General features: G+C 44.1%; 12 protein-coding genes and 1 tRNA gene. 7 read left to right on the forward strand and 6 right to left on the reverse strand.

The window, feature by feature from the left end:
* Nucleotides 1–269: 269 nt before the first annotated feature.
* Nucleotides 270–686 carry a ribonuclease E inhibitor RraB gene (gene rraB, locus MSG38_RS20030; protein ID WP_017058930.1) on the forward strand — a complete coding sequence of 139 codons (417 nt, stop codon included), beginning with the start codon at nucleotides 270–272 and terminating at the stop codon, nucleotides 684–686.
* A gap of 125 nt (nucleotides 687–811) precedes the next feature.
* Nucleotides 812–1,606, forward strand: a complete 795-nt coding sequence (locus MSG38_RS20035; RefSeq protein ID WP_248402460.1) for a hypothetical protein — start codon at nucleotides 812–814, stop codon at nucleotides 1,604–1,606.
* Between the two features lie 49 nt (nucleotides 1,607–1,655).
* Here the strand turns inward: MSG38_RS20035 and MSG38_RS20040 are convergent, their stop codons facing one another.
* From MSG38_RS20040 to pepA, 5 genes are all read right to left on the reverse strand, one after another.
* Nucleotides 1,656–2,561, reverse strand: coding sequence for a bifunctional helix-turn-helix transcriptional regulator/GNAT family N-acetyltransferase (locus tag MSG38_RS20040; RefSeq protein WP_248402461.1), 906 nt, complete (start codon nucleotides 2,559–2,561; stop codon nucleotides 1,656–1,658).
* Nucleotides 2,562–2,694: 133 nt separating this feature from the next.
* On the reverse strand, nucleotides 2,695–3,099 hold the full coding sequence (locus MSG38_RS20045; RefSeq protein ID WP_050643245.1) for a DUF2061 domain-containing protein: 405 nt from the start codon (nucleotides 3,097–3,099) through the stop codon (nucleotides 2,695–2,697).
* A 227-nt stretch (nucleotides 3,100–3,326) separates the two neighbouring features.
* Entirely contained in the window at nucleotides 3,327–6,200 is a 2,874-nt protein-coding gene (locus MSG38_RS20050) for a valine--tRNA ligase (RefSeq protein WP_248402462.1), read from the reverse strand.
* A gap of 102 nt (nucleotides 6,201–6,302) precedes the next feature.
* Nucleotides 6,303–6,752: a DNA polymerase III subunit chi gene (locus tag MSG38_RS20055; RefSeq protein WP_248402463.1), complete on the reverse strand. Its 450-nt coding sequence runs from the start codon at nucleotides 6,750–6,752 to the stop codon at nucleotides 6,303–6,305.
* 99 nt (nucleotides 6,753–6,851) lie between these two features.
* Entirely contained in the window at nucleotides 6,852–8,372 is a 1,521-nt protein-coding gene (gene pepA / locus MSG38_RS20060) for a leucyl aminopeptidase (protein ID WP_017058936.1), read from the reverse strand.
* A 192-nt stretch (nucleotides 8,373–8,564) separates the two neighbouring features.
* On the opposite strand from pepA, the gene lptF reads away from it, so the two are divergent.
* Together lptF and lptG are read left to right on the forward strand one after the other, a co-directional pair.
* Entirely contained in the window at nucleotides 8,565–9,665 is a 1,101-nt protein-coding gene (gene lptF, locus MSG38_RS20065; RefSeq protein ID WP_017058937.1) for an LPS export ABC transporter permease LptF, read from the forward strand.
* 3 nt (nucleotides 9,666–9,668) lie between these two features.
* Nucleotides 9,669–10,739 (forward strand): LPS export ABC transporter permease LptG, encoded by a 1,071-nt coding sequence (gene lptG, locus MSG38_RS20070; protein WP_017058938.1) that lies wholly within the window; start codon nucleotides 9,669–9,671, stop codon nucleotides 10,737–10,739.
* A gap of 64 nt (nucleotides 10,740–10,803) precedes the next feature.
* On the opposite strand, the gene MSG38_RS20075 is transcribed toward lptG, so the two are convergent.
* A complete protein-coding gene (locus MSG38_RS20075; RefSeq protein ID WP_017058939.1) occupies nucleotides 10,804–11,280 on the reverse strand; it encodes an RDD family protein in 477 nt (158 codons plus the stop codon).
* A gap of 194 nt (nucleotides 11,281–11,474) precedes the next feature.
* On the opposite strand from MSG38_RS20075, the gene MSG38_RS20080 reads away from it, so the two are divergent.
* The 3 genes from MSG38_RS20080 to MSG38_RS20090 all read left to right on the forward strand — a co-directional run bounded on the left by MSG38_RS20080 (nucleotide 11,475) and on the right by MSG38_RS20090 (nucleotide 13,779).
* Nucleotides 11,475–11,559: transfer RNA gene (locus tag MSG38_RS20080), tRNA-Leu, on the forward strand.
* A 475-nt stretch (nucleotides 11,560–12,034) separates the two neighbouring features.
* Nucleotides 12,035–12,442: a VOC family protein gene (locus tag MSG38_RS20085; protein WP_050643242.1), complete on the forward strand. Its 408-nt coding sequence runs from the start codon at nucleotides 12,035–12,037 to the stop codon at nucleotides 12,440–12,442.
* A gap of 83 nt (nucleotides 12,443–12,525) precedes the next feature.
* Entirely contained in the window at nucleotides 12,526–13,779 is a 1,254-nt protein-coding gene (locus MSG38_RS20090; protein WP_248402464.1) for an HD-GYP domain-containing protein, read from the forward strand.
* The last annotated feature ends 412 nt before the right edge of the window (nucleotides 13,780–14,191 follow it).

Genomic DNA, 14,191 nt, shown 5'->3' on the forward strand with positions numbered 1-14,191 from the left:
TGCACCTAACGTGACTAATCACGCAAGTTTTATTCAATAAGCTCTAAAGTGGCCACAAAAACGAAATGCTAAAATACGAGCCAGTTAATAAAATGTTGAAAATTTGTTTCTGTGATTTTGATTTCACTTTTGAATTGATATTGGCTCTGCGATCTCGCGATAAACTTACCTTTCTAGGCCTGATCTGGGTGGCTTTTCTGGACGATCCGTGCCATATTTCGTGGCAATCAAATTTGATCTTTTCATAGTCAACACTCTGGAGCAGACACATGTCTCACGAAGATGAATATCTATCAGTAGCGGAATTAATTGAATTTCAAAAGGAAGAGACTCGCGACATCATTACAGCATTAATTGAAGATGGTAGCGATCCTGAAGCTCTATACGATATCGAGCATCACCTATTTGCTGAAGATTTCGATGTGCTTGAGAAAGCGGTTGTTGAAGCATTCAAAATGGGCTTTGAAGTGCTTGAAGCTGAAGAGACAGAAGACGAAGATGGCAATAAGCTACTTTGTTGTGATGCAACGATGCAATGTACTCTGAATGCAGAAGCGATTGATGAGCAAGTTGAGAAGCTTGTAAACCTTGCAGAGAAGTTTGACATTATCTACGACGGTTGGGGCACTTACTACGAAGGTGAAGATGCTATCTACCCAGACGAAGATGATGAAGGCGAAGAGTAATTCTTTCCCAATTTTAAAAAATGCCAGCCTCGAGCTGGCATTTTTTTACCCTCAGAAAAATAAATGTCTTTATATGCATTCATTCATTATAATGCGGTCAAAATTGATCTAGCTCAAGGAATGATATGCGGTTGCTTCTCGATGGTCTTTGGCAAATTTCGCCACTGACGGATCTCTCTATCCCACAAGATGACATCACCTTTCCGGCTCCGTTAAGCTCAAAGCTCCCTGATAGCTTGAGTGAAAATGAAATTGCAGAGCAAGAGTGGCACCTGATGCATGACATCGAAGTGGATGACGCTATGTTGGCGTGTCCATTTGTTGAGTTGGTGATGGCCGGGGTCGATTACTTTGCTGAAGTTCGACTTAATGGTGTGGCTGTGTTTGATTGTGATGGTAGCCAAGCTGAATACCGTAAAGATATCCGTCCTTATATGCAGTCCGGCCGAAACCGTTTCGAAATCCTTTTCCTTGAAGAAGAGGAGAGCTTATTGCTTGAAGAGGATATGGATCCGTCTATCTCTTCACAGGCTATCGCTAAATCTGATTCACGCATTGGGATTTGGCAAGTGCCATACCTGCAGTTCGTTCGAAACGTCAAGCTAGAGCAAGTTGTCACAGAGCAGATCTGGCACCACGGTGGTGGCTGTGAGTTTAAAGTGGATGTTATCTATCAAACGCTAAAGGCGGGGTTAGTATCGGCATCCATCAAGTTTAATGGTATGACTCTCGTAATGCCGATCGATGTGCGCGCTGAACATACTGGTGTTGTGTTCCAGGTTGAGGCGCCTATCATTTTTGATATTGAGAATCCTAACCCTAAGCATCTATACCCATTAGAAGTGGTACTTGATGGGCAAGAAGAGAGTTCTTTTGTTGCCTTGAACCCAACCTCTTGCGTCAGTAACTTTCTACGTTAACTCCGTATATTTTAGCGCTATCTTCTTTCGCTATAGCGGCGCATTCTGCTTATAACGACTTGGCCATGACAACCTCACAAGCGTCGTGGCCTGTTTCTCCCCAAGCTGACTCAAGATGCTCAAACCCAAGCTTCTCATAGAGTTTGACCGCAGCACCTAAGCATTCCGTCGTTTCTAAATACATGTGTTGATACCCAAGTTGCTTGGCTTGCTTTAAGCTCAAAGCAACAATTCGCTTGGCTAGGCCATGCCCTCGAGTTTGCGGTAAGAAGTACATCTTTTGTAGCTCACACACATCGGGTTTACCTGCTAGAGGGGCAAAGCCACCGCCTCCGACGATCTTTCCGTTGTGTTCGATAACCCAGTACATTGCATTCGCTTGGCTATAGACAGAATACATATCATCGAGTGTTGGGTCAGCCACGCCATAACCCTTATCTTCTGTAAGCCCATGCTCAGCCGAAACTTGGCGAATGACTTCTGCCAATTGTTGGTTATCTGATTCTGTGAGTGGGCGTAATACAAACTCATCGGCTTGACATGCTTTCGTTAACCCTTTTAAGTAACTCTCAAGTCCTTGTTTAAGCAGTTGTTGTTCGTTGTCATTGAGTGCCGAAAGTACTTTTTCAAAGAAGATGCTTTGCTGCTGGTCGAGTTGAGATAACGCATCAACACCTTGAGTGGTCAGGGCGACTAATTGGCTACGCTTGTCTGTTGGGTTCTCTAGGCTCTCAACTAAACCAAGCTTGATCAGACCCGTGACAGTGCGGCTAGCATTGGATTTATCTACGTTGAGTTGCTGCGCCAATTGGTTGATGGTGATTGGCTGCAACTGGATTTCACCAAGAGTATGAGCCTGGACTGGAGTGAGGTCGACATCGCCACACTGCTTATCAAGCATGCCAAGTAAACGAACCGTTTGACGAGAATAGTCTCTTAACTGTTGAGAATTCATAACTACCTACCTTTGAACTAAGAAATAAAGTTGCGCACCGCAATTAATTTAATTGCGGTGCGCAACTTTGTCAATGGTAAGCTGAATTTTGTTATTCGAAACGGGTTGCTTCAATCGTTCAGTGAGCTTTAAATTAAGCGTGTTGATGTAAGCAAAACTGAGCTTGTAGTGTTTGGCTTTCAGCTTTTCGTAACCAGACTTTCTCGTGGAAGTAGTAAGCAACGGTATTTAAAGTTGGCTCTAGCAAGGCCATCACACCGCCGATGAAAGCATCTCCAGTCAACAAGTAGACCACGGTAAAGGCAACACTAAAGTGGATGGTAGCAAAGCTTGCTGTTTTTAATTTGGTCATCCACTGACGAGCTTTAAGAGCAGGAACTTGAGCCCACGCCTTTTCATGAAAATAGAAGGCAACAGTATTCACAGAGGGCTCAATCATAGCGATTAAGCTACCAATTAAGATGTCGCCTGTTAGTACGTAAGCGACACTAAATGCGATAGTAAAATGTAATGCAGCAAAGGTTAGTGTCTTTTTCATGATAATTACTCAATCGTTGTGTTGTTTCGATAGGTCTATTATTGAGAATTATTATCATTAAGTATAATGGGAAGTAGAGATTAATTTGATAGATGAAACCTATCAATCAGTGAGGCTAGAGTGAGAAGCATTGGAATATTGGAATCAGAGGTATAAAAAAGGCTGGTCACCAAGACCAACCTTTCTATTTAGAGCGAGAAGTTCGAAGCCTTCTCGTTCACTCGGTTTTAAAGCGCAGCGATTGTCGCTTTTTGCTCTTCAAGCTTAACAAGAGTTTCCTTGTAGCCTTCAAGCTTTTCACGCTCTTTCGCGATAACTGCTTCTGGTGCTTTAGCAACGAAACCTTCGTTACCTAGCTTACCTTCGATACGCTTAATCTCGCCGTGAGTCTTAGCGACTTCTTTATCTAGACGAGCAAGCTCAGCATCTTTGTCGATAAGACCCGCCATTGGGATCATTAGCTCAGATTTGCCAACCAGTTTAGTTGCACAAGCTGGAGTCTCTTCGCCGTCCGCAAGAACTTTAATATCGTCTAGCTTAGCTAGAGAAGTCAGGACGATCTTGTTTGCTTCGATACGAGCTGCATCTTTCTCATCCGCTACTTTAATCATTACTTCTAAGCCTTGGCTTGGTGCAATGTCGTATTCCGCACGTAGGTTACGGATAGCGGTGATGAAAGTCTTAACCCATTCGATGTCGTCAACAATCTCAGCATTGAAGTTAGCTTCATTAAACTGAGGAAGCGCTTGAGTCATGATCGTCTCGCCTTCAACACCATCTACTAGCGGCTTAACGCTCTGCCAGATAGATTCCGTGATGTAAGGAAGAACAGGGTGAGCAAGACGCAGAGTCTTCTCAAGAACCGTGATAAGCGTGTAACGAGTCGCTTGTTGTTGAGCTTCAGTACCCTTCCAAAGAACAGGTTTAGTTAGCTCTAAGTACCAGTCACAGAATTGGTTCCAGATGAATTCGTAAAGCGTGTTTGCTGCCATGTCTAGACGGTAGTTGTCTAGATGAGCGTTAAACTCTTTCGCTGCAACTTCAAACTGAGATTCAATCCACTTGTCTGCTAGAGAGAATTCCATGTTTGCACGGTCTTCTACAGACAGTGTCATGCCACAGTCGTGTTCTTCTGTGTTCATTAGTACGTAACGGCTTGCGTTCCATAGCTTGTTACAGAAGTTACGGTAACCTTCAAGACGCTTCATGTCCCAGTTGATGTCACGGCCCGTTGAAGCCATAGCAGCAAGAGTGAAACGTAGCGCATCAGTACCGTATGGTTCGATACCGTTTTCGAAAGTCTTACGTGTCGCTTTTTCGATCTTAGCAGCCAGTTTAGGTTGCATCATGTTGCCACAACGCTTCTCTACTAGCTCTTCAAGGCCGATGCCGTCAATCATGTCGATTGGGTCAAGTACGTTACCTTTCGACTTAGACATCTTGTCGCCGTTTTCATCACGGATAAGACCCGTCATGTAAACAGTTTTGAAAGGTACTTGAGCTTTGCCATCTTCGTCTTTCACAAAGTGCATGGTCATCATGATCATACGAGCAACCCAGAAGAAGATAATATCAAAACCAGATACTAGTACTTCAGATGGGTGGAATGTTTTCAGTGCTTCAGTATCTTCAGGCCAGCCTTGTGTGCCGAACGTCCAAAGTGCAGAAGAGAACCAAGTATCCAGTACGTCGTCGTCTTGCTTAAGCACAACAACAGGCGCTAGGTTGTTCTTTTCACGAACTTCTTCTTCAGTGCGACCTACGTAAACTTTACCATCGTTGTCGTACCATGCTGGGATACGGTGGCCCCACCAAAGTTGACGAGAGATACACCAGTCTTGCACGTCACGCATCCACGCGAAGTACATGTTTTCGTACTGTTTAGGTACGAATTGGATTTGGCCATCTTCAACGGCTTTAACTGCAGGCTCTGCAAGAGGTGCTGTGCGCACGTACCATTGGTCAGTCAGCATTGGTTCGATAACCACGCCACCACGGTCGCCGTAAGGGACAGTTAGGTCGTGATCTTTGATCTCTTCAAGAAGCCCAAGCTCATCGAATTCAGCAACGATAGCTTTACGTGCAGCAAAACGCTCCATGCCTTGGTACTTAGCAGGGATGTCCGTTGAGTAAACATCGCTTTCTTCGCCGTTCGTTGTGAAGACTTCAGCCGCATCTCGGATATCAGCATTGAACGTTAGGATGTTGATCATCGGTAGGTTGTTGCGCTTACCCACTTCGTAATCGTTAAAGTCATGAGCTGGAGTAATCTTCACACAACCCGTGCCTTTTTCCATGTCTGCGTGCTCATCGCCTACGATAGGGATAAGACGGTTTACAACAGGAAGTAGGATTTCTTTGCCGATAAGATCTTTGTAACGAGGATCTTCTGGGTTAACAGCAACACCAGTATCGCCAAGCATGGTTTCTGGACGAGTAGTCGCAACAACGATGTAGTCTTTACCATCAGCCGTTTTAACGCCGTTCGCTAACGGGTAGCGGAAGTGCCACATGAAACCTTTTTTGTCTTTGTTTTCAACTTCAAGATCCGAGATTGCAGTGTGCAGTTTAGGATCCCAGTTTACTAGACGCTTACCACGGTAGATTAGGTCTTCTTCGTATAGACGAACAAACACTTCTTGAGTCGCAGCCGATAGGCCGTCATCCATAGTGAATCGTTCACGATCCCAATCTACAGATGCACCAAGACGACGAAGTTGTTGAGTGATCGTGCCACCTGATTCGCCTTTCCATTCCCAGATCTTGTCGATGAAAGCTTCACGGCCGTAGTCGTGTTTTGTTTTGCCTTCTTCAGCAGCAATCTTACGCTCAACAACCATTTGAGTTGCGATACCAGCGTGGTCAGTACCCACTTGCCAAAGCGTGTTTTTGCCTTTCATACGTTGAGCACGGATAAGCGTATCCATGATCGTATCTTGGAACGCGTGACCCATGTGTAGGCTGCCAGTGACGTTCGGTGGCGGGATCATGATGCTGTAAGCTTCTTTTGATGTGTCACCGTGTGGCTTAAAGTAGCCTTTCTCTTCCCAAGTCTTATACAGAGCTTGTTCGATTGATGTTGGGTTGTATGTCTTTTCCATAGTGCTCTTAAACGGATACTGTGAATGGTTAATCGTGGTCAAACTTCATAAGTGAAGCTTCTTGAATCTAAATCCAAAGATAGCTTTAACTATGAGGTTTGACTATGGATGTTGAATCTCGATAGTTTGTAGCTGATATCCAGCCTGACGGTAAATTTTATACCTTTCTCGAGCGAGTTGCTTAGCTTTTTCTTCGCAAGGGACGAAGTCTATCACCTGAGCAAAGGCGTTCGCAAAGGTTGTATGATTATCGGCCAGATTAATTACTAGCTGACGATTCCAATTATGTTTTACGCCTTGATAGCCAATTTCGATGTTGGTTGAATACTTCGGGCCTTCGCCAACCAAGTTGTGCGCAATAAAATCACAGGGTTCGACTTGCCAGAAAACTTCAGCAATACGCTCGGCATGCTCTTTGTCATTACAGTTGAGATAAAGTTTAGCGCCTTGTTTTGCAAAGTGCTGAGCAAGAAACAGCACATAGTGAGCAAAACCATCTTCGCTGGCTTGCCGGCTGTCTGAAGGCACAATGTAAAATGTAGCAGTCTGCATACTTAATACTCGAACTTAAAATCGTGGATATCAATGTTACTTGGTTAACAGGGTCTAACAAATAGCGCTTATTAAAAAAGGGCCCGTAGGCCCTTCTTATTATTTTGAAGATTGCTCTTCAGTCTCTTGGCCGCTGCGGTTCAATAAGAATTGGACTAGCATTGAGACAGGACGACCTGTCGAGCCTTTCGCTGCGCCTGACTTCCAAGCTGTACCAGCACTGTCGATGTGTGCCCAGTGGTACTTCTTAGTGAATTTAGACAGGAAGCAACCAGCAGTAATTGTGCCGCCAGGACGGCCACCGATGTTCGCCATATCAGCGAATGGGCTGTTTAGTTGCTCATGGTACTCGTCTGCCATAGGTAGACGCCATGCACGGTCACTTGCTTGCTCAGAAGCATTAACAAGTTCGTGAGAAAGTGGGTTGTGGTTCGATAGAACGCCACTGATGTGGTGACCTAGAGCGATAACACATGCGCCAGTTAGCGTAGCAACATCGACAACACAGTCAGGTTCAAAACGCTCAACGTAAGTTAGAGCATCACATAGAACCAAGCGACCTTCAGCATCAGTGTTGAGTACTTCAACCGTTTGGCCTGACATTGTCGTTAGGATATCACCTGGACGGTAAGCATTGCTGCCCGGCATGTTTTCACAACCTGCTAGGATACCAACCACGTTAATAGGCAGGTTAAGCTTAGCCAGTGCTTTCATTGTACCGAATACAGACGCCGCACCACACATGTCGTACTTCATCTCATCCATGCCTTCACCAGGCTTAAGCGAGATGCCGCCTGAATCGAAAGTCAGACCTTTACCTACTAATACAATCGGCTTCGCATCTGGATCCGGAGCGCCTTTGTATTCCATGATAGACATCATAGATTCATTTTTAGAGCCACGGCCAACGGCTAGGTATGATGTCATACCCAGTTTTTCCATCTCTTCTTCGCCAATGATCTTAGTCTTCACTGTCTCGTAATCGTCGGCTAAACGACGAGCTTGAGAAGCAAGGTAAGCAGGGTTTGCGATGTTTGGTGGCATGTTGCCTAGATCTTTAGACGCTTTTACACCTGAAGCAATAGCAAGGCCGTGAGAGATTGCTTTCTCACCCAGGCTCAATTCGCGACGGGTTGGTACGTTGAATACCAATTTACGTAGTGGGCGACGAGTCTCTGGTTTGTTGCTCTTGAATTGGTCAAATGTGTAAAGACCATCTTTAGTCGCTTCTACTGCTTGGCGAACTTTCCAATAAGTGTCGCGACCTTTAACGTGAAGTTCTGTAAGGAAACATACTGCTTCCATAGAACCTGTTTCGTTTAGTGTGCTGATGGTTTTTTGGATAATTTCTTTGTATTGACGTTCGCCTAGCTCACGTTCTTTACCACAGCCTACCAGTAGAACACGTTCTGAAAGTACACCAGGTACTTGATGCAGTAGTAGCATCTGGCCAGGTTTACCCTCTAGATCACCGCGACGAAGCAGTGAACTAATGTAGCCATCGCTAATCTTATCTAATTGCTCGGCTACTGGAGAAAGGCGGCGCGGTTCGAATACACCGACAACGATACATGCGCTGCGCTGTTTCTCTGGGCTGCCACTTTTTACACTGAACTCCATGCGTACTCCTACATCCTGAAGACAAATCGAACTAAATGTTAGATAATGGGTTCTTACTTGTTGGATCCTATAATGGAACTAACCTTAAAGAAGAACGCTAACACTTAGCTAAAAATTTAAAAAAATAAAAGGTTCAACGGGAAATTATAGTGATTCAATCAAAAAAACAAGTTTTGTATAGGTAATTTGAGCGTGATTATTGTTAGATATTTGATCCGCGAGACAATCAAGAGCCAATTTGCGATCTTTTTTGTTCTCTTTCTCGTGTTTCTCAGCCAAAAATTCATCAGTGTTTTAGCGGACGCCTCTGATGGTGATATCCCTGCGAGTCTTATATTGTCGATTGTTGGCTTAAATATGCCAGCGATGGGCCTATTGATGCTTCCACTCAGTATCTATATTGGTATTTTGCTTACTTTTGGCCGCCTTTACGCTGAAAGTGAAATAGTGGTCATGAACGCCACCGGTATCGGTAATAAATTCCTGATCCAATCTGCGCTTTACCTCGCTTTGATTACGGCATCTGTTGCAGCCTTTAACTCATTTTGGTTATCTCCTTGGTCGCAGGACAAAGTTGAACAAATGTATGAAGAAGTAGCTGCAGAGAACAGCGTTGATTTGCTACCAAAAGGTAAATTTGAAGGTACGCCGGATGGCTCTTCTGTTGTGTTTATCGATGATATCGACGGTAATAAGTTAGAAAACGTGTTCGTAGCTCAAATGCGTCCGCGTGATTCTGTACTGCCAAGTGTGATGTTCTCGAAGTCGGGCGATGTAAAAGAGCTCAGTGATGGTCGCCAAGTGATCGTAATGTACGATGGTACTCGTCATGAAGGCATTCCGACTCGTCTTGACTACAGGGTGACGCACTTTGAAGAATACGAAGGCCTGATTGGTCAGCGTGAAGTTGAGAAGAAAGGTCGAGACTGGGAAGCGATCCCTACGCTTGAACTGATTGGTAACTCAAACAACAGTGCGAAAGCAGAGTTGCAGTGGCGTATTTCTTTGGTACTTTGTATTCCATTGTTGACCATGCTTGTCGTGCCACTGTCTGCGGTAAACCCTCGACAAGGTCGTTTTGCGAAAATTGGCCCTGCAATACTGATTTATCTCACCTATTTCTTAGCAATCAGTGCAACTAAGTCTTCAATTGAAGAGGGGAGCATTCCTGCGGTAATCGGCATGTGGCCAATCAATGCGTTATTGTTATTTGTCGCGATTGGTGCAAACTTTATGGATAGCGTGCCAGTAAGGCGTTTGAAAGAAAAATTCAAGAATAAGAGGTTGGCTTAAGCCGTGTTTAAGATTCTCGATTTATATATAGGCAGAACTATCATCGCAACGACGTCACTGGTATTGGTGACGTTTGTTGGTCTCTCTGGGATCATCAAATATGTAGAACAGCTAAGAAAAGTTGGCCGTGGTACATACGATCTATTACAAGCGCTGTACTTTGTTTTACTGAGTATCCCTCGTGATATCGAAATGTTCTTTCCAATGGCAGCATTGCTTGGCGCGTTGATTGGACTTGGTATGCTTGCTGCAAGTTCCGAACTTGTAGTTATGCAGGCAGCTGGTTTCTCTAAGTTGGATATCGGCCTATCGGTACTTAAAACGGCTATTCCACTGATGATCGTGGTGACATTGCTTGGTCAGTGGGGTGCACCGCAAGCGCAGAAAATGGCTCGTGATTTAAGAACCATCTCGATTGCTGGTGGTAATATTATTTCGACGCAAAGTGGTGTTTGGGCTCGTGATGCCAATGACTTCATTTTTATTGTCAAAATCGATGACCAGAAGCTATATGGCATGAACATGTGGCGCTTTGATGAAAACAAGGCACTTAAGACCGCTATTTATTCTGACGAAGTTGATTACGTTGGAGACAACGTGTGGACGATGAAGGATGTAGAGATCACGTCTTTTGAAAATGAGCTTCAAATTACCAAAGAAAGCCTACCGACTTACTCTTGGGAAACATCATTAGCTCCAGACAAGTTGGCGATAGTAACGGTTAAACCAGAAGAGCTATCGTTAAGTGGGTTGTATGATTATGTTTCTTACCTGAAGGCGTCAGAGCAAGACGCATCACGCTATGAATTGGCGCTGTGGAGAAAGATAACTCAGCCAATTTCGATCGCGGTTATGATGTTGATGGCACTGTCGTTTATCTTTGGTCCTTTGCGTAGTGTGACCATGGGTGCGAGGATTCTGTCAGGTGTTATTGCCGGCTTTACCTTCTATATATCCAGTGAGTTCTTTGGCCCGGTGAGTTTGGTTTATCAAATACCGCCCGCCTTTGGCGCAATAGCCCCGAGCGTCGTGTTCCTCGGAATTGCCATCATGCTCTTGAGGCGGAAATTGTAAATATAAAAAAGGAAGGCATAACGCCTTCCTTTTTTGATCTTGATTGGAGCTAACTTAAATCACGCTATCGTGCTTGTGGTAACACAACGACTTCGGTCTTTGCCCAGATATCGTGAAAGCCACGTTTTTCAGGATCGAATGGAACACATAGGTTTGCCAGTCCAAAACCTGAAGTACCTAAACGAATTAGCGCCTGAGTTACTGTGATAGCCGAGCCATCTTTGTTTTGAACGCGCAGCTTCCAAGCTCTCATACCGAGAGTTTGACCAGCTCGAGTCCAGAAAAACACGAAGAAATATACCCAAACGGCCACTAAGTAAAAGGTATATGCAGGGCTCCAAATCGGATGGTTGGTTAAGAAGTCACTAACATCGGCATATCCGCTGTGGTTAAAAATGCCGAGAGCCATGAGTGCGTGCAGTAGAGCGACAATGACGCCAGCCGCCAACATTTCAATAGCGATTACGATCAGAGCGTCGTAGAACAAGGCACCAAATCGGCGCATGACTCCTGCTGGTGGCAGAGTGTTTGTTGATGTCATGTGTTATTACTTCTTTAAAAATTGAGGCGTCAGAATATAGTTTAAGGCTTAGCCTGAAAAGAGACATGACGCACAGCTTATGACTTAGTGGCGAAATTATCGGCAAACACACATGAATTCAAGTTTTTATACTTGCCACATCAGTTCGCATACGTATAATGCCAAACATCGAAAGGGCAATGCCCCAAGATAATGCCGGTATGGTGAAATTGGTATACACGACGGATTCAAAATCCGTTGCCTTCGGGCGTGGCGGTTCAAGTCCGCCTACCGGTACCATATTTAAATGACAAAGCCTCGACGAAAGTCGGGGCTTTGTTGTATCTGGGATATAGGAAGCGTTGCCTTCTCGGTGGCGGCAGGAATGCCTGTCCAATCAGTCCGCCTACCGGTACCATATATAGAAAGGTCGCTTTTATAGCGACCTTTCGTCGTTTTGGTCGTTTGTGAATTTTAAATCCAGCGTCTCGGCTTGGATGCAAGCCCAGTCAAGTCGCCTACCGGTACCATATTTAGATAAAGCCCTGATCAGAAATGGTCGGGGCTTTGTTGTATTTGGGATATAGGAAGCTTTGCCTTCGCGGTGGCGGCAGGAATGCCTGTCCAATCAGACAGATCTTGATGTTTCATTCCTAAATCCCATAATTTCCCTTCGCTATTCGATCTGATATGAATTAATTATCTTAAATCATGATGTTACCTGTCATTCTCTCTTCTATTGTCTATGTTTAAAGGACTAACAGAGGAGAGAGATATGCTGACAGTAACCCCTTACTTATTTTTTGATGGTCGTTGTAGTGAAGCACTGGATTTTTATCATAAGTGTTTTGGTGGTGTGGTTTTATCTAAGCAACTTTTTAGTGATGCACCACAGGTAATAGAGGGAGCTCAACCTGATTGGGTTATGCATGCTGAGTTCGAAGCGTTTGGTATGAAGCTGATGATGTCTGATGGTGTTAAGGCAAAAGAACTCGAAGGCAACAATCTCGCTCTTTCTCTTGTGACTGAAGATACCGCGACTCAAGAACAAATCTTTGAAAAGCTCATGAAGGGAGGGCGGATAATGACTCCACTCGCAGATACTTTTTGGGGGGCTCGATTTGGAAAAGTAGAAGATAAATTCGGTATACGCTGGATGGTGCACTGCGACTCTTTAAGTTGAACCTGTGAAATTGGATAGTGAAATTGCTGCTTGGTTTTATTAGAATTATAAATAGAGATTAATCATCAATATTATATATAAAAATGGGCAGCATAAAGATTACCGTAGATCGCATTCAGCCCGGTCTGCATATACGACTCCCCGTAAAATGGAATGAACACCCATTTTTATTCAACAGCTTTAAAATCAAAGATGACGCTCAAGTAAAAATAATTCGACATCTTGGTATTAAGCACGTCTATATAAACCTGAGTCAAAGTGATACCTCACCTTTACCTGTTAATCACGTAGGTGAACAAGAAATCGATATTGATTCACAGGTAAGCCTTGAAACGGAAAGAATGTGGAAAGATAAGCATGAGCGTATCGAAACCCTTAGCTCTTACCGCCGCAGGGTGAGTCATTGTGAGAGAGAGTTTGAACGCTCGCTTGCTCGAATGCGCTCTGTGATGACCAAGATCCGTAACAGACCTTTAGATGCGGTGGGGGAGGTTAAGGCTCTTGTTGATGATATCGTTGAGACCCTAGTGAGCGATGATAACGTCACCTTGCATCTTATGAATGCTAAAGCGGATTTTGAAGACCTCTACTTTCATACACTGAACGTTTCGGTTGTTGCACTGATGATAGGTAAGGCCAAAGGCTACGATACGCAGCAATTGAAAGCTCTCTCTTTCGCGGCAATGTTCCATGATATAGGCAAGATCAAAATACCAGCTGCGATATTAAGAAAGCAGAGTGCACTAACGGTGCCCGAAGAGAACTACCTGAAGCTTCATACTAAATACGGTGCAGATATTGTATCGGCAATTGATGACTTTCCTGAAAGTGCTAAAAAGGTGATCGCTCAACATCATGAGATGAATGATGGTTCTGGTTACCCCGAGGGCTTAAAAGAACATGAGATTGATGAATTTGCCAAGATAGTCTCTGTGGCTAATGCATTTGATAACCTTTGCCATGGTAAAGCGCAATCTCAACAAATGATCCCGTATTTGGCACTGTCCCACTTATATAAGAGCTGCAAGCATCTATATAGCCAAGGTAACTTGGGGCTGTTGGTTAAGTTCATGGGAGTCTACCCCCCAGGAACCGTAGTACAGCTCTCAAATGATTCGATTGGGATTGTGATATCCGTTAACGCTAAACATATGCTTTATCCAAATGTACTTATCTATGATCCTAGCGTGCCAAGAACCCAAGCCCCGATCATTGACCTCTTTATTAAAGAGATCAAAATCGTTAATGCCGTTCATCCAAGCAAATTACCTGAACAAGTTCGAGAGTATCTAAACCCTAGGGCTCGTTTATCTTACTTTTTTGATAGTGGAGAGTAGTTATCCACAGGTCGTTGTGGGTAATTTGTTCGAAACTTGGGGTGAAAATGGTATAAATAAGCCCTTGGTTGAAATATCTTCGCTTAACCTCTTTTTTCAATAAAAAACGCATTTATTGCTTGCCAATATGAGCGGCATCTCTATAATGCCGCCTCACTGACACGGCAGACGCCACAAGGCTTCAGCGAGGAATGTTAGTAAGGCAACTAGCTTTAAGCGATGATTCGCTTCTACTTTTAGAAAGTAGGAATTAATTCCAAATAAGTGTTTGACACTGAGAATTAAATCGCTAGAATGGCCGCCTCTTCCGAAGTGATGCAAGTCACAACGAAGAGAAGCTCTTTAACAATTTAAACCTATCAATCTGTGTGGGCACTCGTTGATGAATATCAAAACGTTATTACTTAGGTAA

It is taken from the genome of Vibrio sp. 1CM24A, from assembly GCF_023161725.1.
Classification (GTDB): Bacteria; Pseudomonadota; Gammaproteobacteria; order Enterobacterales; family Vibrionaceae; genus Vibrio; species Vibrio coralliirubri.